14 protein-coding genes are annotated in these 17,605 nt (G+C 61.5%); 9 read left to right on the forward strand and 5 right to left on the reverse strand.

The features are described 5' to 3' along the window. Positions 1–57: 57 nt before the first annotated feature. Complete coding sequence (locus tag NZ740_05825) at positions 58–441, reverse strand: hypothetical protein (GenBank protein ID MCS6771526.1); 384 nt, start codon at positions 439–441, stop codon at positions 58–60. 1 nt (position 442) lies between these two features. After that, a complete protein-coding gene (gene miaB, locus NZ740_05830; protein MCS6771527.1) occupies positions 443–1,804 on the reverse strand; it encodes a tRNA (N6-isopentenyl adenosine(37)-C2)-methylthiotransferase MiaB in 1,362 nt (453 codons plus the stop codon). Positions 1,805–1,890: 86 nt separating this feature from the next. Between miaB and NZ740_05835 the strand changes: the two genes are divergently transcribed. The 7 genes from NZ740_05835 to NZ740_05865 all read left to right on the forward strand — a co-directional run bounded on the left by NZ740_05835 (position 1,891) and on the right by NZ740_05865 (position 10,811). Next, positions 1,891–3,696: an FAD-dependent oxidoreductase gene (locus NZ740_05835; protein ID MCS6771528.1), complete on the forward strand. Its 1,806-nt coding sequence runs from the start codon at positions 1,891–1,893 to the stop codon at positions 3,694–3,696. A 5-nt stretch (positions 3,697–3,701) separates the two neighbouring features. Continuing rightward, positions 3,702–4,238 (forward strand): peroxiredoxin, encoded by a 537-nt coding sequence (locus NZ740_05840; protein ID MCS6771529.1) that lies wholly within the window; start codon positions 3,702–3,704, stop codon positions 4,236–4,238. A gap of 52 nt (positions 4,239–4,290) precedes the next feature. Then, positions 4,291–6,195 carry a lysophospholipid acyltransferase family protein gene (locus tag NZ740_05845; GenBank protein MCS6771530.1) on the forward strand — a complete coding sequence of 635 codons (1,905 nt, stop codon included), beginning with the start codon at positions 4,291–4,293 and terminating at the stop codon, positions 6,193–6,195. Between the two features lie 71 nt (positions 6,196–6,266). Then, positions 6,267–7,019 carry a hypothetical protein gene (locus tag NZ740_05850; GenBank protein MCS6771531.1) on the forward strand — a complete coding sequence of 251 codons (753 nt, stop codon included), beginning with the start codon at positions 6,267–6,269 and terminating at the stop codon, positions 7,017–7,019. Next, the gene (locus tag NZ740_05855) at positions 7,016–7,825 is read left to right on the forward strand and encodes a TIGR02757 family protein (GenBank protein ID MCS6771532.1); all 810 of its coding nucleotides are present in this window, start codon (positions 7,016–7,018) and stop codon (positions 7,823–7,825) included. Before NZ740_05850 ends, NZ740_05855 begins: the two co-directional genes overlap by 4 nt. An 85-nt stretch (positions 7,826–7,910) precedes the next feature. Further along, positions 7,911–9,899 carry a transketolase gene (tkt, locus tag NZ740_05860; GenBank protein ID MCS6771533.1) on the forward strand — a complete coding sequence of 663 codons (1,989 nt, stop codon included), beginning with the start codon at positions 7,911–7,913 and terminating at the stop codon, positions 9,897–9,899. Positions 9,900–9,920: 21 nt separating this feature from the next. Next, positions 9,921–10,811 (forward strand): PHP domain-containing protein, encoded by an 891-nt coding sequence (locus NZ740_05865; protein MCS6771534.1) that lies wholly within the window; start codon positions 9,921–9,923, stop codon positions 10,809–10,811. Positions 10,812–10,889: 78 nt separating this feature from the next. Here NZ740_05865 and NZ740_05870 read toward each other — a convergent pair whose 3' ends face one another. Then, positions 10,890–12,122 (reverse strand): RsmB/NOP family class I SAM-dependent RNA methyltransferase, encoded by a 1,233-nt coding sequence (locus tag NZ740_05870; GenBank protein MCS6771535.1) that lies wholly within the window; start codon positions 12,120–12,122, stop codon positions 10,890–10,892. 96 nt (positions 12,123–12,218) lie between these two features. Here NZ740_05870 and NZ740_05875 point away from each other — a divergent pair, with 96 nt between their 5' ends. Together NZ740_05875 and NZ740_05880 are read left to right on the forward strand one after the other, a co-directional pair. Further along, on the forward strand, positions 12,219–13,382 hold the full coding sequence (locus NZ740_05875; GenBank protein ID MCS6771536.1) for a nucleoside-diphosphate kinase: 1,164 nt from the start codon (positions 12,219–12,221) through the stop codon (positions 13,380–13,382). Between the two features lie 13 nt (positions 13,383–13,395). Continuing rightward, positions 13,396–14,595, forward strand: coding sequence for an aspartate/tyrosine/aromatic aminotransferase (locus NZ740_05880; protein ID MCS6771537.1), 1,200 nt, complete (start codon positions 13,396–13,398; stop codon positions 14,593–14,595). Between the two features lie 198 nt (positions 14,596–14,793). On the opposite strand, the gene NZ740_05885 is transcribed toward NZ740_05880, so the two are convergent. Further along, positions 14,794–16,734, reverse strand: a complete 1,941-nt coding sequence (locus NZ740_05885; GenBank protein ID MCS6771538.1) for a tetratricopeptide repeat protein — start codon at positions 16,732–16,734, stop codon at positions 14,794–14,796. A gap of 35 nt (positions 16,735–16,769) precedes the next feature. Beyond that, positions 16,770–17,591, reverse strand: coding sequence for a hypothetical protein (locus tag NZ740_05890; GenBank protein MCS6771539.1), 822 nt, complete (start codon positions 17,589–17,591; stop codon positions 16,770–16,772). Positions 17,592–17,605 lie beyond the last annotated feature (14 nt).

Below are 17,605 nucleotides of genomic sequence, written 5' to 3' on the forward strand. Positions count from 1 at the left end.
AGCAATCGATGGCCGCGCCGCGCCGGAAGGAAACGACCGGCGATTCCGGATGAGCAGTCAGCCTTCGCGTGGTTGCTGCGCGGAGGCTTTCCACGCGATCATTGCTTTTCGCCACGCGTACCACGTGTCGTAAACGTTCGCCAGGTAGACGGCGATGAGGAAGACGGAACTTTTGACCAGCGGCAGGAAAACCGCCCTGGCCTCTTCCGGATCAACGCCCGTGGTCCAGGCATCCACCAGAATACGCACGGCATCCGGGCCCTTTAGCCACAATACATTCAAGAATATGAGGGTTGCTACGGCGCCCGCACCGCCATAGACGCAGCAAGCGACGATCCGGCGTTGGAGCCATTGACCGACACCGGGGAAGATGGCCGCCGAATAGAGCAAAGGTTTGAGGGAGGGCTTCTCCGAGATTCGCGCGGGTTGCGGGTAAAACATCTTATACGGCGAAGACGGGCACGTTGCGGGGGGACTTGGCCGGAGTTCCGATCATCGAATAGGGCGATGTCCAATCGATTCGGACCTCGACCTCCTCGCCCCGGAGATCCCGCATATCATCAAAGAAGACAAGCTTGCCATGCCGCGTGCGACCGCGCCACTTGCCCTTCTGCCGATCCTCGACGAGGACGGAGACGGTGGTCCCGCGAAACGCCCGCATCTTTTCCTCGAGGATCTTTTCCTGCACGGCATCTAATTCCCGCCAACGGGCCTCTTTTTCCTCCTCGGGAACGTCGTCCGGCATTCGCCGTGCCGCGATGGTCTTCGGACGTTCTGAGTATTTGGACAGATGCACTTTGTCGAAACGAACCTCCTGGACGATGCGAACAGTATCCTCGAACTGACGCCGGGTTTCTCCGGGGAACCCCACGATGATATCGGTATGAATTGCGGCGTCCGGGACGATGCTGCGAATCCGGTCGATCAGAGATAGGTACTGAGAAACCGTATAACCCCGGCGCATTCGCTCGAGGACCTCGTCATTCCCCGCCTGGATCGGAACTTCGATTTGTGGGCAGATGACGTCCGAATCGGCCACAGCGCGCAGGATGTCGTCCGTCATGTAGTTCGGGTGACTGGTGAGGAATCGAACGCGGCGGAGCCCGGGCACCGCGGCGACTCGGCGCAGCAATCCGCTCAGTCGGATGCCGTCCCCCAAATCCATTCCGTAGCGGTCGACGATCTGCCCGAGGAGCATCACCTCGCGGATCCCTTGGGAGGCAAGGGAGCGAACTTCGGCGAGGATCTCGTCGGGTGGGCGGCTCCGTTCGGCTCCACGTCGATAGGGAATCACACAGAAGGTGCAGGCATGGGAGCAGCCGAGAACGACAGGCACGTGGGCAGTCACTGTGCCGCGTTGCGTCCGCGGGAGGGGAAGATCCTCGTCCTGGATCGCGTCGCGAAGGGCACGGGCGCGGGTTTCGTCCACCTGAACATCGTCGAACCAGCCTCGCTTCTGAAGGAAATCGAGTAGAGGGGCGGTTTCCGAGGGTGGCATGAATACGTCCACGAAGGGGAATCGCGACTTGAGGGCCGGAGCTTCCTTCATTCCGACCATGCACCCCATGAGGGCGATGGTCATGCCGGGGCGCTCGCGCTTGACGCCGGACAGCGCAGTGAGGCGGCCGACCGCCTTGTCCTCCGCCTGCTGGCGAATGACGCACGTGTTCAACACGACCACGTCGGCCTCTTCGGCGCGTTCGGTCGGATTCAGTCCGGCGAACTCGAGCTGCTGTGCGAGACGGCGGGAATCCGCCTCGTTCATCTGGCAGCCGATTGTCCAGATGTGATAGGTGCGAGCCATTCCGCTGATGGGTAACCTGCCGTTGATTTACAGAAAAACCGATTTATTCGTATGTCATCGTTCTGCATATTTCAATCTTGGACGCCATGTCTCGCCATTCTTCTGCATCGCGATATCTCAAGACCGCGTCGAGGCCGGCGCCACCTCGGCCGCCTCACGCGGCCCTGAGCGTCGCCCGAGGATGCGGTATCGCTCCGAAAGACTTCGACTGGCTTGAGAAGAACATACCCTGCCAGGCAGCCTGTCCGGCGAAGACGGACATCCCCGCCTATCTGGACGCGATTGCAAAGGGAGATTTTGAGCTGGCGTACCGTATCAATTTGCGTGACAACGTCTTTCCCGCCGTTCTGGGGCGGGTGTGCACACGGCCCTGCGAGCCGGCATGCCGCCACGGGTGGAAGGGCTTGGGCGAGCCAGTGGCCATTTGCTTTTCCAAGCGGTCGGCATCGGATTTTCTTGCCCGTCGCGACCCGATTCTTCTCGAACCTGTTTTTCCTCCCTCGGGTAGGCGGGTCGCCATCGTCGGCGCCGGTGCAGCCGGTTTGGCTGCTGCCCGGGAGATGGCGCTGTGGGGTCATGAGGTCACTGTATTCGAAAGAGATGCCGAGCCGGGTGGCATGATGGTGCAGGGAATTCCCGCCTTTCGGTTGCCGCGGGAGATTGTGCATAGAGAGATCCGCCAGATCGCGCTGCAGGGCGTCTCCATCCGCTGCGGAGTCGAGGTGGGGCGCGACATTTCGTTCGACGAGCTGAGGAACTCATACGATGTGGTCCTTCTTGCCGTGGGGACGATGTCGCCCGTGCTGCCCGAAATACCCGGCATCAACCTTCCTGGCGTCGAGCACGGGCTGGTTTTCCTCAGGGCCGCGAATGCGGGCCGGCGGTCCGACATCGGCCGTCGCGTGGTGGTCATCGGCGGCGGATTCACCGCTGTCGATTGCGCGCGCATGGCGAAGAGGCTCGGAGCCGAGTCGGTCGGAATGTATTACCGGCGGACTGTCGATGAGATGTATATCACGCCCGGCGAAGTTGAGGAAATGGCGCGGGAGGGGATCGAATTTTCCGCGCAATGCGCTCCCGTGGCGGTGCTGGAAGAAAATGGTCGCGCAGTGGGCGTTCGTTTTGTCCGCACACGTCCGGGTCCCCCGGGACCGGAGGGTCGAAGAACTTTCGAGCCGATTCCGGGCAGCGAATTCGACGTGGCGGCCGATCTTATTCTCACGGCAACGGGGCAGCGTGCAGACCGAAGCTGGGTGCCGGAGCCCTGGATTGCGGCGCTGGAGGCGGCGAAGGGGCGGGGATGGGTTGATCTGGGTTCCGGGGTTTTTGCGGCGGGCGATTTTTCAGCCGGCGCGCGGTCTCTGATCGATGCGATCGCAGACGGTCGCAACGTCGCCCGCGCGATGGATCGATTCCTGATGGGCCGGGACCGATTCCGCGAGGAGGTGCGGATCGAGGATGCCGAAGAGACGGGCAGGACCCGTGAGATGGATTTTTGGCCGCGGAATCCGATGCCCTGCCTGCCTCCGGACCGGCGGGGGATCGACGACGAAGTCGAAACCGGTTTCGATGCGGAAACTGCGAAACGCGAGGCGAAACGCTGTTATTTGTGCCACTACAAGTACGAAATAGATAATGAACTTTGCATTTACTGCGACCGGTGCCTGAAGGTGAAGCCCGTCGAAGGATGCATTGTCAAGGTCAGCCAGATGATTTACGACGAGCAGGGTCGAATTACGGGATATATCCCATCTACGGGGAGCAAGGATTACAACTTGCTATACATCGACCAGTCGCAGTGCATTCGGTGCGGGGCCTGCAAGGATGTGTGTCCGGTTGAATGCATCGATCTTCAAAAAGTGTCGCTGTGCGTAACTTCGGTGAGGGGGTAGCCATCATGATTCGGCGAGTTTTGACAGTTTTTCTGGCAGTTGTGTGGACCGCCGTCTCGGCCTTTGCGGTCGAGGAGGGCGCTCCGGCGCCTCCTTTTCGCGCGGCCTCCACGGCGGGAGGACCTCTGTCCCTCGGCGATTTCTCCGGATCGTGGCTTGTCCTGTTTTTCTACCCGAAATCGTTCACGCCGGGGTGCACGGCACAAAGTTGTTCGCTTCGGGATGGGTATGCGGCAATCGCCGAACAGGGTGCGAAAATTCTGGGGGTCAGCACGGACAGTTTGGAAACCCAGCAGCGATTCAAAGCTGAGCACCGCCTGCCTTTTGATTTGCTGGCCGACCCGGACGGCCAGGTCGCAAGAGCCTACGGCGTCAGTGGGCTGTTTGGAAAGTTCGCGCGTCGCGTGACGTTCATTATCTCGCCCGACGGGAGGGTCGCGCGGGTGATTGAAGATGTGCAGACCGGTTCTCACGACCGCCAGGTCCTGGACGCCTTGCGGTTGGCCCAACAGACGTTTCAGGCTTCGACTCCCGCTCAATAAAAGATTCTTTGCGAATCGGATTCTGGCATACTGATCCCCATCGAATCGTCCGATGAGCGGATCGGAACAAATCAGGAAGCTGATCAATTTGGGGGATTACTTCAAAAATCCCCTTCAACAAAAGGTGTTCTCCGTGATTGGCGGCGCCGTGGAACGGGCACTGGCCATCGATCGGATCAACCAGTTGTACTACACGGTCGCCACGCTGGACGATGATCGGCACTTTCTGGATCGCGTCCTTGACGTCATGAATATCGAGACGAAGGTCTCGGAATCTGACCTTGATAAGATTCCCCGTTCGGGCCCGTTGGTCGTGGTGGCCAATCATCCGTTTGGTGGAATCGAAGGAATCATCCTCGGTGCCCTTCTTCGCTCGGTTCGGCCGGATGTCAAATTGATGGCGAATTTTCTGCTGAAGGCTATACCGGATCTCCACGACTCAATGATTTTCGTCGATCCTTTTGACCGCAAGGAATCGGCCCAAATCAATATGAAGCCGCTGAAGGAGTCGATCCGCTGGCTCAAATCGGGCGGTGTCCTCGGGGTATTCCCGGCGGGCGAGGTGTCGCACATTGACCTGCGTCGCGGCGGGATCTGCGACCCCGAATGGAGTCCGACGATCGCGCGGCTGATCCGTCTCACCGAATCGCCGGCCCTCCCCGTCTTCTTCCGCGGCTCGAATAGCCTGGTATTCCAAATACTGGGCCTCGTGCACCCCCGTCTGCGAACCGGGATGCTGCCCCGCGAACTCATCAACAAGAGCAACAAATCAATTGAGGTGCGGATCGGCACGCTGATTCCTTGGAAGCGTCTGGCTCCGCTGACCGATGACCGCGAGCTGATGGACTATCTTCGGATGCGCACATACCATCTTCGGCGCCGCCGGGAGGAAAAAAAACCGATCTTTCGTCGGGCAATTTTTCCGATTCGAATGTTCAAGCCTGAGAAGATGGAGATTGCGCCGCCGGTCGCGCCCGAGCTTCTGAAGGCGGAAATTGAGCATCTGCCAGACGCAAATCGCCTCGTGGAAAGCGGCGATTTCGCCGTTTATTACGCGGAGGCGGCGAGACTTCCCAACATATTGCGCGAGATCGGCCGGTTGCGCGAATTGACGTTCCGCGGAGTGGGGGAGGGCACCGGCCAGGCGCTCGATCTGGACCGGTTCGACGATTACTACCTTCATGTGTTTGTCTGGAACAGGTCTCGATCCGAAATCGTCGGCGCGTATCGGCTCGGCAAAACCGACGAAATCGTCAGCCGATTGGGCATCCGCGGCCTTTACACAAGCACGCTGTTTCGGTACCGGCGTCGATTGTTGGAGCGCCTGGGGCCCGCGCTGGAGATGGGCCGGTCGTTTGTCCGCCCCGAGTACCAGAAAAATTTCTCCCCCTTGATGCTGCTCTGGAAGGGCATCGCCCTGTTCATCGCCGACCACCCCAAGTACAAAATTCTTTTCGGGCCGGTGAGCATCAACAACGACTACCAATCCATCTCGCGCCAACTGTTGATTTCCTTCCTAAAGATAAACAACTTTGAGCCCGACCTTGCGAAGCTTGTCCGCGCGCGGAAGCCGCCACTGACCAACCCCTTCCATGCGTGGCAACTGCGCAGGCACCAGGCCGTGGTGAACGACCTGGAAGAGATCGATTCGCTCATTGCTGATCTCGAGACGGATCTCAAAGGGATGCCGATTCTTTTGCGTCAGTATCTCCGACTGGGAGGGCGTTTGTTGGGCTTTAATATCGACCCATCTTTTGGGAATTGCCTCGACGGCCTGATCCTCGTGGATCTCACGGAGACCGACCGAAGCCTGTTGGTCAAATACATGGGCCGGGAAAAGGCCGAACGGTTTCTGGCTTTCCATGGCATTCGCCTCCAAATTCCGGATGCGGCGCCTGCGCCCCCCGCCCCGCCATCCGCCAATCACGCACGGACCGCAGGACAGCTTCCTGCGTAGACCGCCCCGTCGGCTGGCAATTCCGTTCCTGTGGACGGTGCGTCGTCCGTCCGCTACGCTTCCATCGCGCCATGAAAATTGTCGCCCATCGGGGCGCCTCCTGGGAGGCCCCAGAAAACACCATCCCCTCCATCCTCCTCGCCTGGCGGGAGAGAGCGGATGCGGTCGAAATTGATGTTCGCCTCACTGCCGATGGAAAAATCGTTTTGATGCATGATGAAACTACGGCTCGCACGTCGAGGGAGTCGCTGGAGGTCGCACGGGTCCGTTGGGACGCACTCAAAACCCTGGACGTGGGCGCTTGGAAAAGCCCGCGATTCCGTTCCACGCCGATACCTTTGCTACGCGACGTGCTCAAAATGATTCCCGGCGGCCGGCAGCTCTGGATCGAAATCAAGTGCGGGGCGGAAATCCTTCCGCCGTTGCGCGACGAAATGGAGGTCCATCGTCTTCCGCCGCAAGCCATCGGATTTCTCGGGTTCAGCCCTTACCTAATGGCGCTCGTGAAACAGGCGTTCCCCAGATATTCTGTCTATCTCAATGTGGAACCGCGGGGCGAGGTCGGCGCTCCGGACCCATGGACGGCGGAGCATGTAATCGATCTTGCGCGGCGACACGGCCTCGATGGCGTGAGTGCCGGCATGTGTGACGCGGTCGACGAGCGATTTATCTCGGAAATTCTAGCGGCCGGACTCGGCCTAATAGTGTGGGTCGTGGATGATGAACATGTGGCGCTGAAACTCGCGCGGGCGGGTTTGCCCGCCCTGATGACCAACCGGCCGGATTTCCTTCGACACCGCCTGCGAGTCCACGGAATCCATTGAGAAGCCTCGAGGGACTTGCGGCTCGACTTGAAGCACTTTATGCGGAGTTCAACCGCCCGCTGTTGATTGGCGATGACCCGCTGGGATGCGTTCGTCCCTATGCGAATCCCGCCGACCGAGAGGTGGCCGCGCTGGTCGCCGCGGTCTGCGCGTTCGGAAACGTGAAGCAAATTTCCGCAAGCATCCGTCTGGCCCTTGCCGTATTCGGTCAGCAACCGGCGCAAGCGCTGCGCGACATTTCTGAGGCCGAGCTCGTCCAAGCGCTCGGCGGCTGGCGTCACCGTTGGGCGAACGGCCGCCACCTCGCGAATCTCCTTATCGCCGCCCGCTCCGCTTCGGAGCGCTACGGATCATTGGGCGCGGCATGGATCCGCGCGCGCCGAGCTGAGGATGCCGACGCGCATGACACGCTGCAGCGCTGGGTCTTAATGTTGTGTGAATGCGGCCTGCGAAGGGACAACCCGCTGGTGCCCCAGCCGGACCGAGGGTCCGCCTGCAAACGGCTCCACCTGTTGCTGCGGTGGCTGGTTCGTTGCGATGCGGTGGATCCAGGCGGATGGCCGGATGATCCGAGCCGGCTACTGGTTCCCCTGGATGTTCACATGCTTCGCATCGCGCGGGCCCTCCGCTTCACCCGAAGAAAGGCTGCCGACCTGAAGGCGGCTCGGGAGGTCACGCGACGCTTCCGCCTCATCCGCCCGGACGACCCGGTGCGCTATGATTTCGCGCTGACGCGGCTGCCGATCCACCAGCGATGGTCGCTGCCGGAGATTCGTCGCTACCTCCTCGACGTTGTTCACCGATAGCGCGCCTGACAGGCCGATGCCGGGGGCCGGGCGATTGACACGCCATCCGCCCTTTGTTAGAGCGCAAACGAATTCGGAGGCGCTTATGAACACCAAGCATGTCGCCGACATCATTCGTGGTCTCGCCATGGACGGCGTCCAAAAAGCCAATTCAGGACATCCTGGCATGCCGATGGGTACGGCCGATTTCGCCGCGGTCCTCTTCCTAAAATTTTTGAAATATTCACCGTCCGATCCGCAGTGGCCGGACCGCGACCGGTTCGTGCAATCGGCAGGCCATGGCTCCATGTTGCTGTACAGTCTGCTGCATCTGGCGGGCTACGATATGCCCCTAGACGAATTGAAGCGTTTTCGGCAGTGGGGCAGCCGGACCCCGGGGCACCCGGAGGCGCATCTGACACCGGGCGTCGAAACAACAACAGGCCCGCTTGGCCAGGGGTGCGGCAATGCCGTGGGAATGGCGCTTGCGGAGGCGATGCTGGCGGCCAAGTTCAATCGGCCCGGCCACCGAATCGTCGACCATTACACTTATGTCCTCGCCGGCGACGGCGATCTGATGGAGGGCGTTTCGCATGAGGCCTTCTCGCTCGCGGGCCATCTCGGGCTTCACAAGCTGATCGTTTTCTACGACAGCAACCGCATCACGATCGAGGGCGAGACCGATCTGGCGTATAGCGATGACGTTCGCAAGCGTTTCGAGGGGTATCGCTGGAATGTGCTCGAAATCGACGGACACGACCATGCGGCCATCGAGCAGGCGCTCCATTCAGCCCGGTCCGAGCGCGAGCGGCCAACCCTGATCATCGGTCACACCACCATCGCAAAAGGCAGCCCGAATATGGCGGGCCACCACGAGGCGCACGGCGCTCCTCTGGGCGTGGAGGAGGTGAAGGCGACCAAACGGAATCTCGGGCTTCCGGAGGACCAGGAATTTTATATTTCGGACGAGGCCCGAGCCGCATTTGCCACCCGCCGCGAAGAGGGCGAGGCCGCCCGCAGCCGCTGGCTCGCGGCCTTGGACGCCTATCGCGCCGCTTACCCGGACCTGGCCGCCGAATGGGATGCGGCTATCCGCGGAGAGGTGCCTCCCGATCTCGAGCAAAAATTGCCGGTCTTCCCAACTGCGAAGCCGATGGCGACCCGTTCGGCCTCCGGCCAGGTCATTCAGGCGCTGGCGAAAGAGATCCCTCACTTCGTCGGCGGTTCTGCCGATTTGGCGCCCAGCACGGTGACGCTGATCAAGGGGGCGCCATCCGTCGGCCGCCATTCGTATGCGGGCCGAAATCTCCACTTCGGTGTCCGCGAGCACGGGATGGCGGCTGCGGTGAACGGCATGTGTCTGCATCGCGGGTTCATCTGCTTCGGGGCGACGTTCCTGGTCTTTTCGGACTACTGCAGGCCCTCCATCCGGCTGGCGGCGCTCACGGAGATTCCCGCGATTTATGTGTTCACGCACGACAGCATCTTCCTCGGCGAGGACGGGCCGACGCATCAGCCCGTCGAACACCTAATGTCCCTTCGCGGTATTCCGAACCTCACGTTGATTCGGCCAGCGGATGCCAATGAAACGTCGTATGCGTGGCTTGCGGCGCTCCACAACCGGCACGGACCTACGCTGCTCGCGCTTTCCCGGCAGAATGTGCCGGTGCTTGATCGAACCGTTTGCGCGCCAGCGTCTGGCGTGTTGAAGGGAGCTTATGTGCTCTGGGAGTCAGCCCCTGGCGTGCCGGATCTTATCCTGATGGCGAGCGGGTCCGAGGTGGCGCTGGCGTTCGACGCCGGACGCGCGCTGGCGTCCGAAAGGGGGCTACGGGTGCGCGTTGTAAGCATGCCATCATGGGAACTCTTCGAGAAACAGCCCCCTGAGTATCGGGAGGCGGTTTTGCCCCGCGCCTGTCTCCGGCGAGTTGCGGTGGAGGCGGGCATCTCCCTGGGGTGGTCGAAGTATGTCGGGGACAGTGGGAAGGTGGTCGGTCTCGACCGCTTCGGCGCTTCGGCGCCGGCGGGCGAATTGGCCAAACAGTTCGGATTCACCGCGGCGCGCGTTGCTGAGGTGGCAAAATCCATCCTGTGAAGTTGTGTGATCGACCTGCACATGCATTCGACCTTCTCCGACGGCTCCAAAACGCCGGAGGAGCTGGTCGCTCGCGGATCGGCCCTCGGCCTTCGCGGGATGGCGCTGACGGATCATGACACGGTATCGGGGGTCGAGCGATTTTTGAACGCCGCGCGAGCGGCAGGCATTCCGGCGGTTTCCGGGGTTGAGGTCAGCGCGCAGTTAGACGGCGGTTCGGTGCATGTGCTGGGTTACGGCATTGATCCGACCAGCCCCGCACTTCGCGAGGCTCTCGGCTGGATTCGCGAAGGGCGCTCGGAACGAAACCGTGAAATCATCCACAAATTGAATCGGCTGGGCTTTCGCATCACCGAAGAGGAGGTGGCCGCGGCGGCCGGCGGCGAAGTGGTTGGGCGCCCCCACATCGCGGGTGTCCTAGTCCGAAAGGGAATCGTTCATTCGAAGCGGGAGGCGTTCGACCGTTTTCTGGGGAGGGGCAGGCCGGCTTTCGCCGAGAGGCGTCGCCTCGACCCCGTCTCCACGATCCGACTGATTCGGGAGAGTGGCGGCGTGGCGGTGATCGCCCACCCCTATGCGCTCAAAATGAATCGCCGAGATCTCGCGGAACTTCTCCGCGAACTCCATAAGGCGGGTTTGACTGGCATCGAAGTGTACTATCCGGAGCATAGCCCGGAGACCGTGCGCGCGTACAGATCACTTGCGGCCGAAATCGGGCTGTTGGTGACCGGGGGCAGCGACTACCACGGCGAAGCGCCGGCTGAGGACGCGCCAGGCCGGCGGCCGGAACACGTTCATGTGCCCATTGAGGTCTGGGAGCCCCTTCTTGCCGCAATCCAGTCAGTTCAGCTCGGGTGCAGACTCGCAAAGCCCTCTGGCCCAGACCCGGAACGACAAACTCCGTCGCCGTGATAATCTCGCCGCGTGAGGACGTTCGACGGCCCTCGCGAATCCACTCTTCCCAAAGAAGGCCGAACCCCGCCGTTCCGATCAACTGGCGCGGCCGGAGCTTCGCCTTCTGAGCTCCGCAGCCCACATCCCGATACCGGGTCCGTCCGCTGGGTCGATGCGGAGTGTCCGCAGAACGTGAAACCCGGATTCTCGGCAGAATCTTTCCGTCACGTCTTCCGTTTCAGTCCGCGTCAGAGAACAGACCGAATAGATGATGCGGCCGCTCTGTGCGAGGTGTTCGGTTGCGGCCTGAAGCAGAGAGTTTTGGATCCTCGTGTATCTTGGCAGGTCTTCTCGTTTGACGCGAAAACGCCCGTCGGGATTTCGGCTCCAGGTGCCAGTGCCGGAACAGGGAGCGTCAATCAGGATACCTTGGAAACGATCTTTGAAGCCGGAAATGGGCGAGGTTGCGTCAGCCTGGCGAGCCTGCCAGTTTCGAAACCCTGCGGCGCGCGCGCGCCGGGCCAAATCTCGCAACGGTTCCGACCTCAGATCGGTGCAGTAAACGAAGGCATGGTCCTGCGTCAGGTCCAGCAAATGGAGCGCTTTGCCGCCGCCTCCCGCGCACATGTCCCACCAGCGCTCTCCTGAAGCCGGCGCGCAGAAAAGGCCGATTTGCTGGGATGCAAAATCCTGGATTTCCACGTATTGATGCAGGAGCGGCGCCAGGATGGCGCGCGAACATGCGCCGTCGACCCGGATGGCATTCGCAACTCTCGGATGCTCGCACGCCTCAACGCCCGCTTTCCGAAGCGCTTCGAGTGCCTCGCGAAGCCGCCCGAACCGCGCCCGGAGCCAGAGCGGAGGGCGGCGCTGCAAGCTTTCGAGGAAGCGAATTCGGAAATGGGGTCTGCCATCCTCTGGGATTTCCTCCCAGATCCACGAGGGGACAAGGTCCTCGGGCGGGAACGCACGACCCGGCATCAGTGCTGTCAGCCAATGGGAAAGATCGGACAAATCGGCAGACGGGGGCGGCATCGGAGCAAGGTCCGGATTGATCTGTTGCGCCAGTTCCGGCAGGCCGTCGAGCGCGAGCGCAATGGCGAGCCGCGCAGGAGGGTCATCGATGCAGCGGACCCAGCCGTGCCAGCGGATTTCGGCGAAAATGGCGCTTCGGATCAGGCGGCGGTCGCGGGCTCCGGCGGAGGGTCTGCCGCGCAACCATTCGGCCAGAGCGGCATCCGCCGGCTGGCCGCACAATAGGGATCGCGCGACGTGATCGCGAGCCTGCATACAGGCCTCAAGCTGGCGCCTGCGGATTTTTTCGCTCATGGACTCATGCTTGCCTCGGGAAGCCGGACTGCCAAGTCCGCGCTTGATCGCGCCTTGCGACCGGCTTAGGGTACGCGCTCATTTGATGGAGGATTCATGTCGCTCGAACTCGCCTTTTGTCTGATCAACCCTTACACGATCGCGAAATCCCGGACGGGCGGCGTCATTGGGCGCATCATGACACGGACCGGCTTGGAATTGGTGGCTGCGCGCATGTTTGGTCCCAGTGAAGAGCTGGTTCGCCGCTATGCCGATCTGGTGCGCCGGGCCCCCGATGTCTCGCCCCAGGAACGGGATCTGCTGGCGGATTACGTGCTTCGGGCGTATATGCCGGAGCCCGGCACCGACCGGCGTCGTCGCGTGATGATGCTACTCTTTGAAGGGGAGGATGCGATTGCCAAGGTGCGGGATGCAGTGGGTTCCTTGCGTCCCCATGCCTACTCTGGTGAGACCGTGCGCGACACATACGGCGACTTCATTGTCGACGAAAGTGGCCGCGTGATTTACCTCGAGCCGGCCGTGATGACCGCCCGGTCCCGTGAGACAGTTGCGGAGGCGCTGCTGCTGTGGGCGTCCTATGCGGAGTCGGACGGGGGGATTGTGGCGCATGCTCATGACGTGAGCAAGGGCGGCAACGTCCAACAGACACTCGTCATGATTAAGCCTGACAACTTCACCTTCCCGAGCGTGCGGCCTGGCAGCATCATTGATATTTTTTCGAGGTCGGGTCTGCGAATTATTGCCGCGAAGGTGAACCGCATGTCGGTCGCGCAGGCGGAGGAATTTTACGCCCCGGTGCAGCCCGTTCTTCGCCAGAAAATGAAGGCGCTCGTCGCGCAGCGCGGAGGCGACGCACTCGAGCGCGAGATGGGGTTTCCCATTCCGGAAACAGTCCGGCAGATGATTGGAGAGCAATTGGGCCCCATATACGGCGATATCCAGTTCAACCAGATCATCGAATTCATGACGGGGGTCAATCCGGTGGGTCTGACTTCCGAACAAAAGAGCCAGCCCGGACGCCACAAGAGCCTCGTGCTGGTGTATTCCGGCGAAAACGCGGTGGAGAAAATCCGAAAGATCCTCGGGCCCACGGACCCCAGCAAGGCCGAGCCCGGCTCCGTCCGGAAAGAATTCGGGCGGGACATCATGATCAATGCCGCCCACGCCTCCGATTCGCCGGAAAACGCTGCCCGCGAGATCCGGATCGTCAAGCCGGAAGAGGATTGGATCCGCTGGTACGCGGAAAAATATTACGGCTGAACGAGGAATCGACATGTTTGCCCAAATCTCGCCCGCTCCGCCTGATCCGATCCTCGGTCTTACCGAGGCGTGGAAAAATGATCCTAACCCGTGCAAGGTGAACCTCGGTGCAGGGGTGTTCAAAGACGCTCGCGGCCAGACGCCCGTGTTGGAATCGGTCAAGGAGGCCGAGGCGCATATTTTGGCCACGCAAAAAACCAAATCCTACATGCCCATTGCGGGCGACCCGGAATATCGAAATGCCGTTCAGGAACTTCTGTTCGGTCCGGGCCATCCGGTTCTCGCATCACGCCGCGCCCAAACCGCCCACACGCCGGGGGGCACTGCCGCCCTGCGGGTGGGAGCCGATTTCCTGAAAAAATTTTCGCCGGGGTCCACGGTCTGGGTAAGCAGTCCCACGTGGGCCAACCACAAAGGGATTTTCCAGGCGGCGGGCTTCGCCGTTCGCGAATACCCCTATTACGACGCGGCGTCGAAATGGCTGGATTACGATCGATTCCTTGCCTCGCTCGACGCCGTGCCGCCGGGCGATGTGGTGGTGCTTCACGCGTGCTGCCACAATCCGACGGGCGTCGACCTCTCGCCTGCGCAGTGGGCCGAAGTGGCAACGTTGGCCGCGCGCCGCGGTTGGCTCCCCTTCCTGGATTTTGCGTATCAGGGGTTTGGCGAAGGGCTGGCGGAAGACCGCGCCGGGCTGATCGCGCTCGCCGCCGCGTGTCAAGAGCTTCTTGTGGCAAGCTCGTTTTCCAAAAATTTCGGTTTGTATCAGGACCGGGTCGGGGCCTTGACGCTGGTCGCCGAGAATGCGGATGCCGCCGCTGCCGCATTCAGCCATGTGGAAATCGCGATCCGCACGAACTATTCGAACCCGCCGGCACACGGCGGGCTGATCGTCTCGACAATATTGAAAGATCCCGCAAGGCGGCAAAAGTGGGAATCCGAGCTTGCCGGGATGCGGGAGCACATCGCGCGGACCCGACGCGCCTTCGTTGAGGCGCTCGCCGCACACGGTGTGCCCGGAGATTTCAGCTTCATCGCGCGCCAAAAGGGAATGTTCTCGTTTTCGGGGTTGTCTGACGCGCATGTCGCCTATTTGCGCGAGAAAAAAAGTATCTACATCGTTGCCGGCGGCAGGATTAACGTCGCCGGTATTACGCCGGCGAACCTCGATTATCTCTGCACCTCGATCCAAGAAGCCCTGGCCGCTAGTTGATTTCCGGCCTGCCGAGTCCTCGGCGTGAAAAGGTGAGCCATCTTTATTAGGAGCTTATCATCATCCCTCCTTCGATTCACGCTCAGGCCATCGGACATCTCCCGTCACTGGCACAATAAGCTCCCCGACGTGCCGGCGTCGTTCCAGCCGCACAGTTTTTACGAAGGGAGAATCCTCGTTACGGATTCGGCAAGCCGGTCACTCGGAGGGCGGCTTGGGCTCCGAGGACTTCCAGCGAGGATCGAATTCCTTATCGAAGGATTCGACCAGCCGTGGATTGATGCGCCGTGCGCGATCGCGCATCTCGGCCGCCTCGGCAGTTTTGCCCAGCTTTTCATACGAGAGCGCGAGCCACAGCGCGTACAGCGCGTCCTGGCGCTTCAAGCGGATGGCTCGCTTGAGCGCAACGGCGGCTTCCGCGTAATTTCCGAGTTGCGCGGAGGCGATGCCGAAGGCGCCCCAGCTCGGGGCATGGGTGGGCGACCCGCGGGTGGTCAATGCGGTCACGGCGCGCAATTCCTTAGTCCTTGCGAGCCCGCCATAGATATAGCCGGCGGCGATCAGCCGGGGATGGTTGCGGACGGGCATCGGCGATTCCAACTCCAATTTGTAGGCGCGCCTCGCGTTTTCGACGATTTCCAAACCCTTCGCCTGCAGGCCAGAGTCGCCGAGGAGCCGGCTGTTCTCAGGGGAGTTGCGGAGGAAGATGATCGTGGTGCCGTCGAAGTAAGCCGGGATCCATTGACCGCTCTCGATCAGGCGTTTGGCCGCGTAGCCGGAACCAGGCCAAAGACCGCTCAAAATGAAGGCCCCGGGATCGAAGCGCTGGATGAGATTCGTTAGAATCTCGGGCTCATTGTAGAGTCCGCGCGCCAGCTTATGATAAAACGCGGTACCGAACACGGGAACGCGGGTGTCACAGAAAATCTTGCGATTCGGCAGCGCCCATGCGAGGTAGCCGCCGTCGTGCGCGAAATTGATGGCGCGAGCCGGGAAGTCAGGGCGAGCGAGGATCGACTCACACGCGCGCGTGGGGAAAGCATCCTCCGTCACGCCGAGCCCGAAGCTGGATGCGCTTCCGATCCGGTTTAGATAATAACCGCTACAGCTCATGGCCATCATCGCGACCGCAAGGCCCCCGATGAGCCATCGAGCCACGGGCACTATGCCATTCCACTGAATGCGCCGCTGTACAACATGGCCAAGCGCTTCCAGTGACACGGCGCAGAACGGGAAGATGAAAAGCGCGCCGAAGGCCCAATATCGAGGGCTGAGTACGCAGAGCAATGCGCCGAGGCATCCCAACGTCGTCGGCACCCAAGGAAGCGAACCGCGAATGACGATGAAACCTGCCATTATGGCGACCAGCGAGACAAGGAGCGGGGTCCGGAGGGCGAACATCGCGAAATCGGCTTGGAACGGAGAAATCCAGTCCAACAGCGCACCCATGTTTGCGTCGAAAAGCAGCCGATAGGCCAGTTGATGTAGCCGCCATCCGTATGGATTGACGAACGTCGTCGCGGCACAGGCGATCGACATCAGAACGTACAGCCGGCGGCCAGGCCTATTTCGGTCTAATGCGAACAACAGCGCCGTCAGGGGCCCGAGCGCAAACGAGGGGTGCATATTCGTCCACAATACCTGCAGCGCGGGCAATGCAACCCAGTCCGCGCGGCCGATTCCACGGTGTAGTGAGGCAACGAACACCGAGAAAAAAAGCAGCGCCGGCCCCCATGGCGCGATCTGAAAATTGGGGGCCACCAGCCAGGAGACCAGCAGCAGCGCGAGCGCCGCATGGGCGTTGACCGCCTGAGGCGGGATGGACGTTCGAACGAGCGCGAACGCGCTGATGACGCAGGCGATGAAAAGCAGGGACACCGCAACTGCACCGCCGAGCTGCCAAATACGATATAGCAGCCAGTCGTACATCCATGACGGGTTTACCCATCCCAACGAGGGGTCGGTTGCGAAGGAGAAGGGGTCGGACAACAGCCACCCCTTCTCGGCCAGGTGCCGACCAGTGGCCAAATGGATCCAGAAGTCACCGTGTGAAATAGTCCGGATGCCGAAGAACGCCAACGCGAGGACGGCGAGCAACCAGAGAGAGGGAGTCCACTTCGATTCGGAGGGCGTGTTCATGAGGCGGAGGGAGTTTCCATCGGCTGGCGTTTGCGTCAAGGCTGTTCCCTCGCCGATTCAACTTCGTCTGCACGCGTTGGGGACGGCTTATCGCCGTCGTCCAAGAGCGGATCGGGATGGAAATCAGCGCCACTCACAGTTTCCCATTCGCCGCTCCAGCTTTCTATTGACGACTTCGAATCGTCGGGGACATAGTTGAAGGGACGGAGTGACAGCCTTCTTGGCGTGAGGGAATCATCGGCCAGCGGACCATCATTGACAGTCGGTTCCCGTGCTGCTGCGCGCGCGGAGGCCTGGTCTGTCGGAACCCCGATTTCGTCGAGAAACGCCAGCCACGCCGGAGAAGCCCTCTGCCAGAGGGGGTCCAATGAAGGGCGGGTCAGCCACCAAGCGCGTAGCGGCGCCTCCAGTCCCGTGACGGCCCGTCGCAACCAGCCGATCGCGACCGCGTCCTTCTCATCTCGGGCATAGAGCGCCGCGAGTGCGGCCGCCGGAGCCGGTTGGTTGGGATCCAGTCGGGTAGCGATCACCAGCCAGCGGGCTGCGACGTCCCGTTGTCCGACACCCCATGCGCAAAGGGCCGCCAGGTGTCGGCTTGAGGCGTCCTGCGGGCAGGACTCAAGGCAGTTGGTCAATAACAGGAGGGCATCCGCGTAGAACCGCTGGTGGATGTAGTGTCTTGCTCTAAGCCACGCTGCTCGCAGCTTTTCGTCCCTGCGAATGCACGGGCCGGGATCGATGGCCGAGAACTGCGGAATATCCGATGCGGCCGGCGCGAGGGCTGGCAACAGGAGGAGAACCAGCGCACCCAGGGGCCGGATCGTGATTTCGCCTTGCCACATCCCTCGCGCTTGCATAACCTCCCCTTCGC

The sequence above is a fragment of the Kiritimatiellia bacterium genome, from assembly GCA_025054615.1.
Lineage (GTDB): Bacteria > Verrucomicrobiota > Kiritimatiellia > CAIVKH01 > CAIVKH01 > JANWZO01.